This is a genomic window from Streptomyces sp. NPDC027185, from assembly GCF_055567035.1.
Map to the genome: position 1 here is coordinate 352,267 of NZ_JBVHRF010000006.1, position 15,928 is coordinate 368,194.

16 protein-coding genes are annotated in these 15,928 nt (G+C 75.6%); 3 read left to right on the forward strand and 13 right to left on the reverse strand.

Features of this window, described 5'->3' with window-relative positions:
- Nucleotides 1–70: 70 nt before the first annotated feature.
- Complete coding sequence (locus tag ACZ4M8_RS21510) at nt 71–967, reverse strand: polysaccharide deacetylase family protein (protein ID WP_467609680.1); 897 nt, start codon at nt 965–967, stop codon at nt 71–73.
- A gap of 560 nt (nt 968–1,527) precedes the next feature.
- On the opposite strand from ACZ4M8_RS21510, the gene ACZ4M8_RS21515 reads away from it, so the two are divergent.
- Complete coding sequence (locus ACZ4M8_RS21515) at nt 1,528–2,751, forward strand: THUMP-like domain-containing protein (protein ID WP_467609682.1); 1,224 nt, start codon at nt 1,528–1,530, stop codon at nt 2,749–2,751.
- Here the strand turns inward: ACZ4M8_RS21515 and ACZ4M8_RS21520 are convergent.
- The 4 genes from ACZ4M8_RS21520 to tsaB all read right to left on the reverse strand — a co-directional run bounded on the left by ACZ4M8_RS21520 (nt 2,735) and on the right by tsaB (nt 5,514).
- Nucleotides 2,735–3,100 carry a hypothetical protein gene (locus tag ACZ4M8_RS21520; protein ID WP_467609683.1) on the reverse strand — a complete coding sequence of 122 codons (366 nt, stop codon included), beginning with the start codon at nt 3,098–3,100 and terminating at the stop codon, nt 2,735–2,737. The two genes, ACZ4M8_RS21515 and ACZ4M8_RS21520, sit on opposite strands and share 17 nt — an antisense overlap.
- Nucleotides 3,101–3,168: 68 nt before the next feature.
- The gene (gene tsaD / locus ACZ4M8_RS21525; RefSeq protein WP_467609685.1) at nt 3,169–4,296 is read right to left on the reverse strand and encodes a tRNA (adenosine(37)-N6)-threonylcarbamoyltransferase complex transferase subunit TsaD; all 1,128 of its coding nucleotides are present in this window, start codon (nt 4,294–4,296) and stop codon (nt 3,169–3,171) included.
- On the reverse strand, nt 4,289–4,816 hold the full coding sequence (gene rimI / locus ACZ4M8_RS21530) for a ribosomal protein S18-alanine N-acetyltransferase (protein ID WP_467610008.1): 528 nt from the start codon (nt 4,814–4,816) through the stop codon (nt 4,289–4,291). The genes tsaD and rimI overlap by 8 nt, the downstream gene beginning before the upstream one ends.
- A gap of 38 nt (nt 4,817–4,854) precedes the next feature.
- Nucleotides 4,855–5,514 (reverse strand): tRNA (adenosine(37)-N6)-threonylcarbamoyltransferase complex dimerization subunit type 1 TsaB, encoded by a 660-nt coding sequence (gene tsaB, locus ACZ4M8_RS21535; RefSeq protein WP_467609687.1) that lies wholly within the window; start codon nt 5,512–5,514, stop codon nt 4,855–4,857.
- A gap of 146 nt (nt 5,515–5,660) precedes the next feature.
- Between tsaB and ACZ4M8_RS21540 the strand changes: the two genes are divergently transcribed.
- The gene (locus ACZ4M8_RS21540; protein WP_467609689.1) at nt 5,661–6,230 is read left to right on the forward strand and encodes a hypothetical protein; all 570 of its coding nucleotides are present in this window, start codon (nt 5,661–5,663) and stop codon (nt 6,228–6,230) included.
- Nucleotides 6,231–6,407: 177 nt separating this feature from the next.
- Here ACZ4M8_RS21540 and ACZ4M8_RS21545 read toward each other — a convergent pair whose 3' ends face one another.
- The 8 genes from ACZ4M8_RS21545 to ACZ4M8_RS21580 all read right to left on the reverse strand — a co-directional run bounded on the left by ACZ4M8_RS21545 (nt 6,408) and on the right by ACZ4M8_RS21580 (nt 14,718).
- On the reverse strand, nt 6,408–6,599 hold the full coding sequence (locus tag ACZ4M8_RS21545; RefSeq protein WP_467609691.1) for a hypothetical protein: 192 nt from the start codon (nt 6,597–6,599) through the stop codon (nt 6,408–6,410).
- A 182-nt stretch (nt 6,600–6,781) separates the two neighbouring features.
- Nucleotides 6,782–7,312 (reverse strand): tRNA (adenosine(37)-N6)-threonylcarbamoyltransferase complex ATPase subunit type 1 TsaE, encoded by a 531-nt coding sequence (gene tsaE, locus ACZ4M8_RS21550; RefSeq protein WP_467609693.1) that lies wholly within the window; start codon nt 7,310–7,312, stop codon nt 6,782–6,784.
- A gap of 25 nt (nt 7,313–7,337) precedes the next feature.
- Nucleotides 7,338–8,606 (reverse strand): alpha/beta fold hydrolase, encoded by a 1,269-nt coding sequence (locus ACZ4M8_RS21555; protein WP_467609695.1) that lies wholly within the window; start codon nt 8,604–8,606, stop codon nt 7,338–7,340.
- Entirely contained in the window at nt 8,603–9,796 is a 1,194-nt protein-coding gene (alr, locus tag ACZ4M8_RS21560; protein WP_467609697.1) for an alanine racemase, read from the reverse strand. Before alr ends, ACZ4M8_RS21555 begins: the two co-directional genes overlap by 4 nt.
- Nucleotides 9,797–10,026: 230 nt before the next feature.
- A complete protein-coding gene (locus tag ACZ4M8_RS21565) occupies nt 10,027–11,490 on the reverse strand; it encodes an NAD(P)H-hydrate dehydratase (protein ID WP_467609699.1) in 1,464 nt (487 codons plus the stop codon).
- Nucleotides 11,491–11,946: 456 nt separating this feature from the next.
- Complete coding sequence (locus ACZ4M8_RS21570) at nt 11,947–12,315, reverse strand: holo-ACP synthase (protein ID WP_467609701.1); 369 nt, start codon at nt 12,313–12,315, stop codon at nt 11,947–11,949.
- Nucleotides 12,316–12,361: 46 nt separating this feature from the next.
- Nucleotides 12,362–14,209: a glutamine--fructose-6-phosphate transaminase (isomerizing) gene (glmS, locus tag ACZ4M8_RS21575; RefSeq protein ID WP_467609703.1), complete on the reverse strand. Its 1,848-nt coding sequence runs from the start codon at nt 14,207–14,209 to the stop codon at nt 12,362–12,364.
- Nucleotides 14,210–14,463: 254 nt separating this feature from the next.
- Complete coding sequence (locus ACZ4M8_RS21580) at nt 14,464–14,718, reverse strand: hypothetical protein (protein WP_467609705.1); 255 nt, start codon at nt 14,716–14,718, stop codon at nt 14,464–14,466.
- A gap of 182 nt (nt 14,719–14,900) precedes the next feature.
- Between ACZ4M8_RS21580 and coaA the strand changes: the two genes are divergently transcribed.
- A complete protein-coding gene (coaA, locus tag ACZ4M8_RS21585) occupies nt 14,901–15,890 on the forward strand; it encodes a type I pantothenate kinase (RefSeq protein ID WP_467609707.1) in 990 nt (329 codons plus the stop codon).
- Nucleotides 15,891–15,928 lie beyond the last annotated feature (38 nt).

The window sequence follows — 15,928 nt, forward strand, 5'->3', positions numbered from 1 at the left end:
GACCCGGTGACCGCCTCGTACGCGGTGGTCGGGAGCGGCGCGCGCCGGGCGCCGTCCGTACGGGGCCGGCTCAGACGTAGTCCTCCAGGCGGGCGAGGGCGAAGCCCTGTTCGGTGGCGGTGCGCAGGACGTTGCGGAGCAGGTCGGGCATGGTGGCCTGCCAGTCGTCGCGGCCCCGGAAGTGGCTCAGGATGATGTCGCCGGGGTGGAGCTTGCCGTCGCCGCGGCTGTAGTCGATGCGGTCGGGGAAGAACTCCTCGGCCCACAGCGGGACCACGCTGATCCCGCACGAGGCGGCGACCTCCAGGGTTTCGCGGGTGTAGTCGCCGTAGGGCGGGCGGAAGAGCCGCGGGGTGCGGCCCATCTCGCGGGTGAGGTTCTCCTGCTGGCCGCAGATCTCCTTGCGCTGCTCCTCGACGCCGAGACCGGGCAGGTAGGGGTGGTGCAGCGTGTGGTTGTGCACGCCGTTGCCCTGCTGCTGGACGGTGCGGAAGAAGCCGTAGCCCTTGCCGTCCTTGGCGAGGTAGTCGCTGAGGAACGCGCTGTAGGGGATGTGGAGCTCCTTCGTCATCCGGAGGAACTCGGGGTCCTTGTCGTAGCCGTCGTCCAGGGTCAGGAAGACGATCTTCCGGTCGGTCGGGACGCGGGAGAGGGCGACCGGGAGCTTCGGGTCGTCACCACGGGAGAAGACCGGCTCGGTGGTGACGTGCGGTTTGGCGGCGGGTGGCTCGGGGGGCTCCAGCGGCGCCTCGTCCAGGCCCCAGCGGGCGGCCACGGCGTCGCGGCGGGCCTGGGCCCGTTCGATCAGCTTGGCCTGGGTGAGCAGGGCGCGGGCGGCGGGGGCCACGGCGGGGCGGCCGTGGGCGGGGACGTTGTCCTGGGAGGAGGGCGTCGCGGCGGCGGAGCAGCCGACGGCGAGCAGGCCAAGGGCGCCGAACGCGGCCAGGGAACGGGTGCGGTGCGCCACCGGGCGGGGCGCCGGCCGGACCGGCCCGGGACACCCGGATCGCGAGAAAAGTCTGATTAGCTGCATAACGCCGGATCGTGGCAGCGCCCTCCGCCGCGCCGCCGCCCGCCACGCGGCAGAGTCAGGCGACCGGCCCACGCCCCCCGGCGCGCCGTCCGCCCGACGGCCCCACCCGCCGTACGCCGAGCGGGTCAGGGCAGACCAGGGGCGTATCACCGGTTCCGTACGGGCCCGGGTTCCGTCCCCTACGGGTCCTGGCGGTCCCGTAGGGGCTCCGCTCACGTCCCGTACGGGTCCTGGTCCCTCCCGTACGGGCTCCGCACCCGGCTCGTGCGGGCCACGGCCGCTCCCGTACGGGTTCCGGGCCCGGCTCGGCCGGCTCCATGCCCGGCTCGTGCGGACTCCGGCTCGCCCCGTACGGGTTCCGGTTCTGCCCCCTCCGGGCCCGGCCGGCCCGTAAGGACCCGGGGAACACCCCGTGAGGGCTCGCGTAGAAGCTCCCGTACGGGGCTCCCCCGCCCGTTCGCCGGCCTCCCGGCGCGGCGAGGAATGATGGGGGTGTGACCGATCCCGACTCCTTCGCCGCGCTGCTGACCTCCGAGGGGCAGGCGCTGCTGGACGCCCTGCACGACCACGACCCGGCCGATGAGCTGGCCACCGCGACCCGGCTGCGCCGGGAGCATCCGGCGGAGCTGGTCTCCGCCGCGCTGGGGCAGGCGCGGCTGCGCCAGCGCGCCGCGGCCAAGTTCGGGGACGATGCCCGGCGGATGTACTTCACGCCGAACGGTGTCGAGCAGTCCACCCGGACCGCCGTCGCGGAGCACCGCGCCGCCCGCCTCGCGGCGCTCGGCGTCCGCTCCGTCGCCGACCTGTGCGCGGGCATCGGCGGGGACGCGCTCGCGCTGGCCCGCGCCGGGATCCGGGTGCTGGCCGTCGACCGGGACCCGCTGGCCTGCGCCGCGGCCCGCGCCAACGCCGCGGCGCTCGGGCTCGACGGGCTGATCGAGGTCCGCTGCGCGGACGTCACGGGGACCGACACCGCCGGCTACGACGCGGTCTTCGTCGATCCGGCACGGCGCACCAAGGCGCGCGGCGGGCGGATCTTCGACCCCGAGGCGTACTCGCCGCCGCTGTCCTGGGCGATCGGCGCGGCCCGCACCGCCCCGTACGCGGCGCTGAAGATCGCGCCGGGCGTACCGCACGAGGCACTGCCCGAGGACGCCGAGACCGAGTGGATCTCCGACGGCGGCGACGTGAAGGAGGCGGTGCTGTGGTTCGGGCCCGCCGGGGACACCGCGCCCGGGGCGGTCCGGCCCGGCGGCCGCCGGGCGACGCTGCTGCCCGCCGGGGAGTCACTGCTCGGCGCGGGCCTGCCCGACCCGGAGCCGGGACCGGTCGGCGGCTGGCTCCACGAACCGGACGGCGCGGTGATCCGCGCCCATCTCGTCGCGGACGTCGCCCGGCAGGTCGGCGGACGGCTCATCGACCCGACGATCGCCTACATCACCGCGGACACCCTGGTCCCGACGCCGTACGCCACCTCCTACGCGATCACGGACGTCCTGCCGTTCCACGTCAAGAAGCTGCGGGCGCTGCTGCGGGAGCGGGAGGTCGGCGTCGCGGTGATCAAGAAGCGCGGGTCGGCGGTGGAGCCGGAGGAGCTGCGCAAGAAGCTCAAGCTCAGCGGACGGAACAGCTGCACGGTCTTCCTCACCCGGGTCGCCGGGGCGCCCGCGATGCTGCTCGGGCACCCGGCGAACGCGCAGGTCACGCCCGGTCGGTGAGGTCCTCGGCGTAGATCTGGGCGAGCGGCTGCGGGCCGATGTACTGCTGGCAGGCGCAGGGGCCGGCCTCGTAGCGCACCGGCCGGTGGTCGGCGTCCCAGGCGACCGGCCGCTCCACCGGCTCGTGGCATTTGCCGCTCTTGTCGTGCTTGGCGAGATGGTGGGTGCAGCCGCAGACCGGCTTGGGCGGCTCCTGGGCGGCGGCCAGTTCGGCGCGGCGGGCGCGGTCGGTCTCCAGGCGCTCCATCCGGCGCTCGTGGCGGGTGCGCAGCGCACCGCGCGCCAGGTCGGCGACCTTCGCGAAGCCACCCGCCAGGAAAAAGATGAAGACCCACCAGAACCAGTCCATGCCCGCCTCCCCGCGCGCCGCCGGTCGTTCGGCCGCTGCCAGGGTAGCGAGGGCCCCCGCCCGTCCGGTCAGCCGTAGAGGTTCTCCTTGCTCAGCTCGTGGACGTGGTCGTGGTCATGGGTGTGACCGTGGCCGTGGGCGTGCGCGCCGGGGACGTGGGGTTCGGTGACCGGGAGGGAGGAGTCGGCGGGGAGGTCCCAGTCGGAGGCGGCGCGGCCGCGGGCCACCATCTCCGCGCCGAGCGCCGCGACCATCGCGCCGTTGTCGGTGCACAGCTTGGGCCGCGGCACCCGCAGGGTGATCCCCGCGTCCTCGCAGCGGCGGGCGGCCATCGCCCGCAGCCGGGAGTTGGCCGCGACACCGCCGCCGATCATCAGGTGGTCGACGCCGTTGTCCTTGCAGGCACGGACGGCCTTGCGGGTCAGCACGTCCACCACCGCCTCCTGGAAGGACGCCGCGACGTCCGCCACCGGCACCTCCTCACCGGCCGCCCGCTTCGCCTCGATCCAGCGCGCCACCGCGGTCTTCAAACCGGAGAACGAGAAGTCGTACGCGGCGTCGCGCGGCCCCGTCAGACCGCGCGGGAAGCGGATCGCCTCCGGATCGCCCTCGCGGGCGTAGCGGTCGATGACCGGGCCGCCGGGGAAGCCGAGGTGCAGCACCCGCGCGACCTTGTCGAACGCCTCGCCCGCCGCGTCGTCGATGGTCGCGCCGAGCGGCCGGACGTCGGAGGTGATGTCGGGCGCCAGCAGCAGCGAGGAGTGGCCGCCGGAGACCAGCAGCGCCATCGTCGGCTCCGGGAGCGCGCCGTGCTCCAGTTGGTCGACGCAGATGTGCGAGGCGAGGTGGTTGACGCCGTACAGCGGCTTGCCGAGGGCGTACGCGTACGCCTTCGCCGCCGAGACGCCGACGAGCAGGGCGCCGGCGAGGCCGGGACCTGCGGTGACGGCGATGCCGTCGAGGTCGCTCGCCGCGACACCGGCGTCCTTCAGGGCGCGCTGGATGGTGGGGACCATCGCCTCCAGGTGCGCGCGGGAGGCGACCTCGGGGACGACGCCGCCGAAGCGGGCGTGTTCGTCGACGCTGGAGGCGACGGCGTCGGCGAGCAGGGTGTGGCCCTGGACGATGCCGACGCCGGTCTCGTCGCAGGAGGTCTCGATGCCGAGGACCAGCGGTCCGCCGCGGGAGTCAGCCATGGTGATCGGATTCCTTGGAACGGGGGGCTTCGGGGGCGGGAACGGTGGCCGGAGGGGGGTCCGGGGCCTCGGTGTCCGGGTCGGTCGCGGCGCGCCGCATGACCAGGGCGTCGACGTTGCCGGGCTGGTAGTAGCCGCGGCGGAAGCCGAGCGGGACGAAGCCGAAGCGTTCGTACAGGCGCTGGGCGCGGTGGTTGTCGACACGGACCTCCAGCAGTACCTCGTGGCACTCGAAGGCGGTGGCGGCGGTCAGCAGCGCGGTCAGCAGCCGGGCGCCGAGGCCGGTGCCCCAGTGCGCGCGGGCGACGGCGATGGTCTGGATGTCGCCGGTGCCGTCGACGGCGGCGAGCCCGCCGTAGCCGACGATCCGCCCGCCGCTCTCGGCGACGAGGTAGCGGCGATTGGCTGCCGGACCGCGGGCGTACGCCAGCTCGGACCAGAACATCCCGGGCGACCAGGCGTCCTCCGGGAAGAGCGCCCGCTCCAGGTCGAGCACCGCGTCCAGGTCCCACCAGCGCATCTCGCGCAGGACGGGGGCGTCCGCGGGGGCGGTCGCGCTCACCGGGGCGTGACCACCTTGTAGTTGGCCGGGACCTGGGCGTCGGGGCGGCGCAGGTAGAGCGGCCGGGGCTCCAGGAGTTCCGCACCGGCGGCGAGCCGCGCGGCGGCGGCGGAGGCGAGTGCGGCGCCGGACTGGTGCTCGGGCCCGTCGCGCCGGACGCCGGTGAAGACCGTGTCGTACAGGAGCGCGCCGGCGCCGACGGCGGGGACACCGGCGACCTGCTCGGCGAGGTCGGCGGGGCGGTCGACGGCCGGTTCGGTCAGGCGGCGGCCGTCGGCGTCGTAGCGGGCCCAGTAGACCTCCTTGCGGCGGGCGTCGGTCGCCACGACGAAGGGGGTGTCCAGACCGGCGGCGTGGGCGAGGCCGTCCAGGGAGCACAGGCCGTGCACCGGGATGCCGAGCGCGGCGCCGAAGGAGGCGGCGGTGACCAGGCCGACGCGCAGGCCGGTGTAGGGGCCGGGGCCGACGCCGACCACCAGATCGGTGACCGCGTCGAGCTTCACGCCCGCCTCGGCCAGCACCCGGTCGACGGCGGGCAGCAGCAGCTCACCGTGGCGGCGCGCGTCCACCTGGCGGGACTCGGCGAGGACCCGCTCACCGTCGTGGAGGGCGACGGTGACGGCGGGCGTGGCGGTGTCTAGGGCTAGGAGCAGCACGCCCTCAAGCGTACGGCGCGCCGGACGGTGCCCCTTCCGGTGCTACGGTCGCCCTTTGTACGGCAATCGGACCGCGAGGACGGCGGCCCGTCCCGCCCCGGCGGGCGAGCACAACGGAAGCGCGCACAGCGGAAGGTGGCACAGCGATGCCCGCCAGGAGCAGCACGATCGTCACCGCGCTCACCGCGGCGGCGCTGGTCGCGGTCGGTTTCCTGGGCTACCAGGCGTCGGCGTCCGCCCCCGCCGATCTGCGCCCGCACCACAAGGGCGCAGACACCGCCGGCAAGCACCCCGCGCAGCCCGGGGGCGGTAAGAAGGAGCACCGCCCGGCGGCGCCGAAGGTGCCCGAGGCGTCCGGCACCGGCAAGCGGGTCGTGTACGCGCTCGGCGCCAAGCGGGTCTGGCTGGTCGGCGCGGACGACACCGCCCTTCGTACCTTCACCGTCGCGCCGAGCACGGTCTCCCCGCCGATGGGCACCTACGCGGTGTCCTCGCGGTCGGTGAGCGTGACCGGGTCGGACGGCATCGCCATCGAGCACGTCGTGCGGTTCGCCGGTGTGGACGGTGTGGTCATCGGCTTCAGCGCGGCGGTCGACGGCTCGTCACCCAACCCGGACGCCTCGCAGCGCACCGGCGGTATCCGCGAATCGCGCGCCGACGGCGCCGCGATGTGGAACTTCGCGGTCAACGGCACGAAGGTGGTCGTGGTCGCCTGACGGCGCCGCCCGCGCACGGCGTGCGGCGCTCTCCCGGGTCGGCTCCCGTCCGGCCGGGCTCCGCCGCGCCCGCGGGGCTCCCGCTTCCCCCTCACCACGGCACCGGGGTTCAGTGCCGCGTACACGAGTGACGGCCGGCCCGTACGTGTCACAGGTCCGGCCGCTCCCCCGTACGGGCTATGCCGCGTCGCGCTCCGGGGCTGACGGGGCGGGGTGGTCGGGCTCGGCCGCCGGTGCGGTGACCGGGGGCTCGGGGGGTGTGGAGACGGCGCTCGCGGCGGCGCAGGAGGCGAGGAGCTGGCGCATGGTGGGCGGCGCGTCGCACGGCTCGTGGGCGGGCGGTACGGCGGCGGGCTCGTGGGCTGTCATGGTCGCCTCCCGGGTTCCTGGGGCAAGCGGCGGACGAGAGCGAACTTAGGCAAGCCTAAGTTCTTCCCCTCCTCCCATGTCACCACGGCAGAGGCCACCGGCGCAACACGTTACCGACGGCCTGTCGGAAAACGCACACGCACCCGTGGCCCCGCGCCTTCGGCGGATGCCCGCCGGACCGGTCAGCCCGCGGTCAGCTCCGCGACGCCCGCGTCCGTCCAGCGGGCGCCGATCCCGGTGACCGTCACCGTGCGGACGTCGGCGGCGTCGCTCTCCCACCCGGCGTCCGCGGGGGCGTCCGCGCCCACCGCGCGCTCGATCACGACGTGCAGCCGGTCGTCGGACAGCTCCTCGACCTTGCCGTCGCCCCACTCCACGACCACCACCGACTCCGGCAGCGAGACGTCGAGATCCAGGTCCTCCATCTCGTCGAGCCCGCCGGCCAGGCGGTACGCGTCGACGTGGACCAGCGCGGGGCCGCCGGTCAGCGACGGATGCACCCGGGCGATGACGAAGGTCGGAGAGGTGACGGCGCCGCGTACGCCCAGGCCCTCGCCGAGGCCGCGGGTGAGCGTCGTCTTGCCCGCGCCCAGCTCGCCGGTGAGCAGCACCAGGTCGCCGGGGCGCAGCAGCGCGGCCAGCCGGCGTCCCAACTCCTGCATCCGCTCGGGCGTTTCGACGGTGACACGGGTCTGTGTGGCGGTGGCACTCATGCCGCAAATGGTACGGGCGCGACGGTCAGGGCCGGGCCGGGCGGCCCTTCCGGCCGGCCGACGCGGCCCGTTCGATCAGCGTCACCACTTCCTCGGTGACCAGCTCGGGACGCTCCAGCATCACCAGATGGCCGGCGCCGTCCACCTTCAGCAGGCGGGTGGCGGGCAGCAGTTCGGCGATGGCCTCGCTGTGGTCGGCGGGGGTGATCAGATCGCGTTCCCCGGCGAGCACCAGCGAGGCGACCGTGTCGTACGCCACCAGCGCCGCCGCCTTGTCGTGGGTGGCGAAGGCCGGGTAGAACTCCGCGACGACGTCGATGGGGGTGGCCTCGATGAGCCGCTCGGCGAAGCGGGCGACGCCCGGGTCGACGTCCTGCGGGGTGCCGAAGGAGTACCGCTTGATGATCCCGGCGAAGAGATCGGCGGTGGCGCGGCGGCCCCGCTCGACGACGTCGCTCTGCGCGCCCAGCACCTTCAGCAGACCGGGGGCGAGCCGGTGGAACGCCTTCACGCCGAACGACGGCAGGCCGAACGCCACCTCGCTCAGCCGCCCGGCGGACGTGCCGATCAGCGCGACGCCCGCGACCCGTTCGGCGACGAACTCCGGGTACTGATCGGCGAGGGCCATCACCGTCATCCCGCCCATGGAGTGCCCGACCAGCACCAGCGGCCCCTCGGGCGCCGCCGCGTCCAGCACCGCCTTCAGATCGCGGCCCAGCAGATCGATGGTGACCGGCGCACCGCCGTCGGCGGGCGGACGGGAGCGGCCGGAGCGGCCATGGCTGCGCTGGTCCCAGTGGACGGTGCGGACCGCGCCGCGCAGCGCGGCGCGCTGGAAGTGCCAGGAGTCCTGGTTGAGGCAGTAGCCGTGGCAGAAGACGACGGTGGGGGCGGGCGAGCGGCGGCGCGGTCCGGCCAGCCGGCGGCGGATCTCGGCGGCCTGCCGCGCGGCGGCCCGCTCGGCGCTGCCCGACCCTTCCGCGCCCTTGGCCCTCCGGGGGCGCGGCGCCGCGTCCCCGGCCTCGTCGATCTCGTAGTACAGCGGGGTGCCGTCCTCGGCGACGGCGGTGCCCGGGACGCCGCGCAGCGTGCCGTAGGGGCCTACGGCGTCCAGCGCGGCGCGGGCGCGGCGGCGCATCCCGCGGCCGACCGTCATCCGCTCCATCGCCACCCCGGCGGCGGCGCCCGCGGCGACGACGCCGATCGCGGCACCCGCCAGACCCGCGTGGCGCCCGGCCTTCGCCCAGTTGCCGACGGCCGTGGCCCCGGCCGCCGCGTCCCGGCCGTCCGTCATCCGGTACCCCCGACGCCGCGGCTGGCCAGCGCCGCGGGCACACCCGGCTCCGCCGCGCCGTCGCGGTGGACGCGGGCGACCCGGCCGCCGATCCGCGTGACGATCTCGTACGCGATGGTGCCGGTGGCCCGCGCCCAGTCCTCGGCGGTGGGCTCCCCGTCATCGCCCGGCCCGAAGAGCACCGCGGTGTCGCCCGGCAGCGCGGTGTCACCGTCCAGGTCGACGACGAACTGGTCCATCGCGACCCGCCCGGCGATCGTCCGCCGCTTCCCGGCGACGAGCACCGGGCCGCTGCCGGAGGCGTGGCGCGGGATGCCGTCCGCGTAGCCGAGCGGCACCAGCGCGAGCGTGGTCTCGGCCGCCGTCGTGTGGTGGTGGCCGTACGAGACGCCGTGGCCGGCCGGGACGCCCTTGACCGAGGCGAGCGACGCCTGGAGCGTCATCGCGGGGCGCAGCCCCAGCTCCCCGGCGGTGCCGACCTCGGGCGCGGGCGAGACGCCGTAGATGCCGATGCCGGCGCGGACCAGGTCGAAGTGGGACTCGGGCAGGGTCAGCAGCGCCGGGGTGTTGGCGATGTGCCGCACCTGGGGGCGCAGCCCCGCGGCCTCGGCGACGGCCAGCGCCGCGTGGTAGGCGGTCAGCTGCGCGGCGATCGAGGGGTGGCCCGGCTCGTCGGCGCAGGCGAAGTGGGACCAGACACCGGTGACGGTGAGCAGTCCGGCGCGCTCGGCCTCGCGGGCGGCGGCGGTCAGCTCCGGCCAGTCGGCGGGCTGGCAGCCGCTGCGGCCCAGGCCCGTGTCGGCCTTGAGCTGGACGCGGGCCGGACGCCCGGCGGCGCGGGCCGCCTCGCTGACCTCGCGCAGCGCCCACAGCGCGCTGACGGAGACGTCGATGTCCTGCTCGACGGCGGTGCGCCAGGGGCCGCCCGGCGTCCACAGCCAGCACATCAGCCGCCCGGTGTCCCCGGCGGCGCGCAGCGCGAACGCCTCCTCGGGCAGCGCGGTGCCCAGCCAGCTCGCGCCGGCCTCGCGGGCGGCGCGCGCACAGGGCACCGCGCCGTGTCCGTAACCGTCGGCCTTGACCACGGCCATCAGCTCTGCCCCGGGTGCGCGGCCGCGCAGCGCTCGGACATTCGACCGCACGGCGGCAAGGTCGATGACGGCGCGGGCCCGCGTTGCTCTCTCGTTCATCCCCCTCAGTGTCTCAGGCGCCGCCCGGCGGACCCGGGGCATACCCGGACGGACGCCGTCCCCGGGGCCCGCCCCGGGCCCGGGGACGGCGCCCACGCGGGGCACGGTGCCGGGCCCGCGGCGGGCGTTCGGCGCGCCGTGCCGCCGGGACGCGGGCCGGTACGCGGGGACCGGTCCGGCCCCGGGGACGGTGGCCGCGCGGCGGGCGGGCAGCGGTCCACGGCGGCGTTTCAGCGTGCCGTCCCGCCGGGGTGCGGGGTGTGCCGTCCGACGTCCCGCCAGGCGGCCGCGAGGCGGGCGGCGACCTGCGCGGCGGTGATGGGCGCACCGTCCGGACCGGCGGCGAAGCGGGCCGCGAGACCGTGCAGATAGGCGCCCGCCGACGCCGCGTCACGCGGGACGAGCCCCGCGGCGAGCAGCGATCCGGCCAGGCCCGACAGCACATCGCCACTGCCGGCGGTCGCCAGCCAGCCGGTCCCGGTGGGGTTGACCCGTACGGGTCCGAAGCCGTCCGCGACCAGCGTCGTCGAGCCCTTGAGGAGCGCCGTCGCGCCGAACCTCGCGGCCAGTTCGGCGACCGCCCGCCAGCGGCCCGCCTCGACCTCGGCGCGGTCGGTGCCCAGCAGCGCGGCGGCCTCCCCGGCGTGCGGGGTCAGCAGCGTGCCCGCGGTCCTGGCCCGTACCCGCTCCGGCGTCAGGAACCGCAGCCCGTCGGCGTCCACCAGCACCGGTACGTCGGCGGCGAGGACGTCGTCCAGGGCGCCGGACTCGTCGCCGATGCCGGGGCCGATCACCCAGGACTGGACCCGGCCCGCGCGGTGCGGCGGCCCGGCGTGCACCAGCGTCTCCGGGAAACGCGCGAGGACCGCGTCGGCGGCCGGACCGACGTACCGGACGGCGCCCGCGCCGCCGCGCAGCGCACCGGCCACCGCCAGCACCGCCGCGCCCGGGTAGCGCGCGGAGCCGGCGACCACGCCGACCACCCCGCGCCGGTACTTGTCGCTCTCCGGCGACGGCACCGGCAGCAGCCGCGCCACGTCCGCGTGTTGCAGCGCCTCGGCGGCGGGCGACGCGGACGGCGCCAGCCCGATGTCGACGTGGTGCACCACTCCGGCCCGCTCCCGCGCCGGATCGACCAGCAGCCCCGGCTTGTACGCCCCGAACGTCACCGTCACATCGGCCCGGACCGCCTCCCCCGCGACCTCGCCGGTGTCCGCGTCCACACCGCTCGGCAGATCCACGGCGACGACGGTGGCCGATCCGGCGGCCAGCGCGGCGAGTTGGGCGGCGCGGGGGCGGAGCCCGCCGCGGCCACCGATCCCGACGATGCCGTCGACCACCAGATCGGCGCGGGCCACGGCGCGCTCCGCGTCGTCGGCGACGGTGCCGCCGGCCGCCCGCAGCGCCGCCAGTCCCCCGGCGTGCGCCCGCTCCGGCGTCAGCAGGACCGCGCCGACCCCGGCGCCCCGGCGCGCCAGCCGCGCCCCGGCGTACAGGGCGTCACCCCCGTTGTCACCGCTGCCGACCAGCAGCACGACCCGGGAGCCGTACACCCCGCGCCCCCCGCTCAGCAGCCGCGCGCAGACCGCCGCGAGCCCCGCGGCCGCCCGCTGCATCAGCGCCCCTTCGGGCACCCGCGCCATCAACTCCCGCTCCGCCGCCCGCACGTCCGCCACGCTGTACGCAGTCCTCATGCGCCCCAGTCTCACACCGGCCCGCCGACGCGGCACGGGCTACGGGGCGGCCCGGGGGACGGAGCGGGCACGGACGGTGCGGGCCGGCCCGGCCCGTACGGGACGCGTGCCCGTACGTAGGGGAGGCCGGGCCCGTAGGGGAGACCGGGCCCGTGGAGGGCATGGGGCTTGTCGAGGGCGTGGGGCCCGCAGAGGAAGGGCCGAACCCGTAAGGGACAGCCCCGTGAGGGACAGCCCCCTGAGGGAGGCCGGAACCCGTAAGGGCCGGTCCCGCCCCGTAAGGGACGGCCCGGCCCTCATGAGGGAAGCGCGGGAGGGACGGGCCCGCCCGCCGCGCCGGTGTCACCGATCGTCAGCACCGCCCGGGAGTCCGGCCGCCGCTACGGGAGGGAGCCGGTCCCCGTACGCGAGATCCCCCCCCCGGGCGCGCCGCCTCCGGCCCGCGCGCCCCGGCGCTCAGCCCTCCGCCACCACCACCGCCGACGCCACGCCCGCGTCATGGCTGAGCGAGACGTGCCAGGCGCGGACGCCCAGTTCGGCGGCGCGGGCGGCGACGGTGCCGCGGACCCGCAGCCGGGGCTGGCCGCTGTCCTCGACGTACACCTCGGCGTCGGTCCAGTGCAGCCCGCCGGGCGCGCCGAGCGCCTTGGCCACCGCCTCCTTCGCGGCGAAACGGGCCGCCAGCGAGGCGGTGCCGCGCCGCTCCCCGCTCGGCAGCACCAGCTCCGCGTCGATGAACAGCCGCCGCGCCAGCTCCGGCGTACGCTCCAGCGCCGCCGCGAACCGGTCGATCTCGGCGACGTCGATCCCCACCCCGATGATCACCGGCGCCCCCCGCCCCCGGGGCGCGCCGCCCACCGCTGACGTCCGCTCACTCCACCGTCACCGACTTGGCGAGGTTGCGCGGCTGGTCGACCTCGTTGCCGCGGGCGGTCGCCAGCTCGCAGGCGAAGACCTGGAGCGGGACGGCCGACACCAGCGGCTGGAGCAACACCGGGGTGCGCGGGATCCGCACGAGGTGGTCGGCGTAGGGCACCACCGTCTCGTCGCCCTCCTCCGCGACGACGATGGTGCGGGCGCCGCGGGCCCGGATCTCCTGGATGTTGGAGACGATCTTGTCGTGCAGTACGGAACGGCCGCGCGGCGACGGGACGACCACCACGACCGGCACGTCCTGCTCGATCAGCGCGATCGGACCGTGCTTCAGCTCACCCGCCGCGAAGCCCTCGGCGTGCATGTACGCCAGCTCCTTCAGCTTGAGCGCGCCCTCCAGCGCCACCGGGTAGCCGACGTGCCGCCCCAGGAACAGCACGGTGTTCTTGTCCGCCAGGCTCCGCGCCAGCTCCCGCACCGGCTCCATCGTGCCGAGCACCTGCTCGACCTGCGTACCGATCGCGGCCAGCTCCCGGACCACGTCCTGGACCTCGTCGCCCCACTTCGTCCCGCGGACCTGCCCGAGATAGAGCGCCACCAGGTAGCAGGCGACCAGCTGCGTCAAGAACGCCTTCGTCGAGGCGACCGCGACCTCGGGACCGGCGTGCGTGTAGAGCACCGCGTCCGACTCGCGCGGGATGGTCGAGCCGTTGGTGTTGCAGATGGCGAGGACCTTGGCGCCCTGCTCACGGGCGTGCCGCAGCGCCATCAGCGTGTCCATCGTCTCGCCGGACTGGCTGATCGCGATGACCAGCGTCCGCGGCCCCATGATCGGGTCGCGGTAGCGGAACTCGCTGGCCAGCTCGGTCTCGCAGGGGATCCGTGTCCAGTGCTCGATGGCGTACTTCGCGATCATGCCCGCGTGGTACGCCGTCCCGCAGGCGACGATGACGACCTTGTCGACCTCCCGCAGCACCTCCGGCGGGATCCGCACCTCGTCCAGCGACAGCTCCCCGGAGCCGTCGATCCGGCCCAGCAGGGTGTCGGCGACCGCCTTCGGCTGCTCGGCGATCTCCTTGAGCATGAAGTAGTCGTAGCCGTCCTTCTCGGCGGCGGAGGCGTCCCAGTCGACGTGGTACGCGCGCACCTGCGCCGGCGCCCCGTCGAAGTCGGTGACGGTCACCCCGTCCCGGCGCACCTCGACGACCTGGTCCTGGCCCAGCTCGATCGCCTCACGGGTGTGCGCGATGAACGCCGCCACATCGGACGCCAGGAACGCCTCGTCCTCGCCGACGCCGACCACCAGCGGGGAGTTGCGGCGCGCCCCGACGACCACGTCCGGCGCGTCCGCGTGCACCGCGACGAGGGTGAACGCGCCCTCCAGGCGGCGGCACACCTGCCGCATCGCCTCAGCCAGCTCACCGCAGGACGAGTACGCCTCGGCCAGTAGATGGGCGACGGCCTCGGTGTCCGTCTCGGAGGTCAGCTCGTGGCCGCGGTCGGTCAGCTCGGCGCGGAGCGCGGCGAAGTTCTCGATGATGCCGTTGTGGACGACCGAGACCCGCCCGGCGTTGTCCAGGTGGGGGTGGGCGTTGGCGTCCGTGGGCCCGCCGTGGGTGGCCCACCGGGTGTGCCCGATGCCCGTCGACCCCGCCGGCAGCGGCCGCGCCGCCAGCTCCTTCTCCAGATTGGCGAGCTTGCCGGCCTTCTTCGCCGACGCCAGTCCGCCGTCGGCCAGCACCGCGACGCCCGCCGAGTCGTACCCGCGGTACTCCAGTCGGCGCAGCCCGGCCAGTACGACGTCCAGGGCGCTCTGCCCGCCCACATAACCCACGATTCCGCACATGGGGGCAGCGTACGCGCCGGTGCCGCGCGCCCCTGTGCCCGGCAGCCGCCGGGCCGCATCCGGCGCGCCGCGGCCGGATCCGGCCCGCGCGAACGGGTCCGGGCCCGGCGCACAACGGCGCGCGTGCGCCCCTCCAGCACCGGACCGGCCGCGCCCCGCAAGGCCCCGGCGGAGCCGTCGCGGCGCCCCGCGGGACGACAGATGTTGCCCCCGGGACAGCTCCCGGACGGCCCCGCGCCCGCCGCGCCCCGCTCTCAGTACCCGCGCTCCAGCCGCTCCGCCGCCTGCCGGACCGTCTCCAGGAACTCCTCCTCGGCCTCCGCGTCCGTGCAGGCCGGGGAGGCGTACCGCTCCAGGAAACCGTCGAGGTCCTCGTCCAGGTCCAGGTCCACGTCCGGCAGCTCCTCGGCCAGCTCGGCGTGGACCAGGGCGGCGAACGACTCCCGCTCCGCCAGCGCCGTCCCGCCCCGGCGCCGCCGCAGTACGCCCCTGCTCTGCCGTCCGCCCATTCCGACCACCCCTCCCCGGCCCGCTCCCGGGCCCTGCACGGTCCGCCCCGGGTACCCCGGTCCACGGTCGAAGACGGCGCAAGGCTCCCAGCCGTTCCCGCCCCGCCCGCCCACTTCCGGCCACCCGCGCCCCCGGCCGACCCCGGGGTCGCCGCCCCGGGAGGCCCGCGCACAATGAACCCGTGGCCCCGACGACCGATCCGCAGCAACGACGCCGCGCCGAGCGCTCCCCGTACGTCGATCTGACGCGTACGGAATGGAGCGCGCTGCGGGAGAAGACCCCGCTGCCGCTCACCGCCGAAGAGGTCGAGCGGATGCGCGGACTGGGCGACGTCATCGACCTCGACGAGGTCCGCGACGTCTACCTCCCGCTCTCCCGGCTGCTCAACCTCTACGTCGGCGCCACCAGCAATCTGCGCGGTGCGCTCAACACCTTCCTCGGCGACGCGGGCGGCGGCCACGGCTCACAGCCGGGCACCCCGTTCGTCATAGGCGTGGCGGGCAGCGTCGCGGTCGGCAAGTCCACCACCGCGCGCCTGCTCCAGGCGCTGCTGGCCCGCTGGCCCGAACACCCCCGGGTCGAACTGGTCACCACCGACGGCTTCCTGTACCCCAACGCCGAGCTGCACCGCCGCGGGCTGATGTCCCGTAAGGGGTTCCCCGAGTCGTTCGACCGGCGGGCGCTGACCCGCTTCGTCGCCGATGTGAAGTCCGGCCGCGCCGAGGTCACCGCACCGGTCTACTCGCACCTGATCTACGACATCGTGCCGGGCGAACGGCTCACCGTGCACCGCCCCGACATCCTCATCGTCGAGGGCCTCAACGTCCTCCAGCCGGCGCTGCCCGGCAAGGACGGCCGCACCCGCCTCGGCCTCGCCGACTTCTTCGACTTCTCCGTCTACGTCGACGCGCGCACCGAGGACATCGAGAAGTGGTACCTCGGCCGCTTCCGCAAACTGCGGGCGACCGCGTTCCAGGACCCGTCCTCGTACTTCCGCCGCTACACCCAGGTCTCCGAGGAGGAGGCCCTGGACTACGCCCGGCAGATCTGGCGCACCGTCAACCGGCCCAACCTGGAACAGAATGTCGCCCCCACCCGCGGCCGCGCGGGCCTCGTCCTGCGCAAGGGCCCCGACCACAAGGTCCAGCGCCTCTCCCTGCGCAAGCTCTGACGCACGCCCGGCCCGGCCGGACACCCACGTGTCCGGCC

Coding starts and splice junctions, on each gene's coding strand:
- ACZ4M8_RS21520 (WP_467609683.1), bottom strand. CDS start 3,100: ATGGACTGGTTCTGGTGGGTCTTCATCTTTTTCCTGGCGGGTGGCTTC.
- tsaD (WP_467609685.1), bottom strand. CDS start 4,296: ATGGCTGACTCCCGCGGCGGACCGCTGGTCCTCGGCATCGAGACCTCC.
- rimI (WP_467610008.1), bottom strand. CDS start 4,816: ATGCGCTGGTGGGACCTGGACGCGGTGCTCGACCTGGAGCGGGCGCTC.
- ACZ4M8_RS21540 (WP_467609689.1), top strand. CDS start 5,661: ATGCCCGCCAGGAGCAGCACGATCGTCACCGCGCTCACCGCGGCGGCG.
- ACZ4M8_RS21545 (WP_467609691.1), bottom strand. CDS start 6,599: ATGACAGCCCACGAGCCCGCCGCCGTACCGCCCGCCCACGAGCCGTGC.
- tsaE (WP_467609693.1), bottom strand. CDS start 7,312: ATGAGTGCCACCGCCACACAGACCCGTGTCACCGTCGAAACGCCCGAG.
- ACZ4M8_RS21555 (WP_467609695.1), bottom strand. CDS start 8,606: ATGACGGACGGCCGGGACGCGGCGGCCGGGGCCACGGCCGTCGGCAAC.
- alr (WP_467609697.1), bottom strand. CDS start 9,796: ATGAACGAGAGAGCAACGCGGGCCCGCGCCGTCATCGACCTTGCCGCC.
- ACZ4M8_RS21565 (WP_467609699.1), bottom strand. CDS start 11,490: ATGAGGACTGCGTACAGCGTGGCGGACGTGCGGGCGGCGGAGCGGGAG.
- glmS (WP_467609703.1), bottom strand. CDS start 14,209: ATGTGCGGAATCGTGGGTTATGTGGGCGGGCAGAGCGCCCTGGACGTC.
- ACZ4M8_RS21580 (WP_467609705.1), bottom strand. CDS start 14,718: ATGGGCGGACGGCAGAGCAGGGGCGTACTGCGGCGGCGCCGGGGCGGG.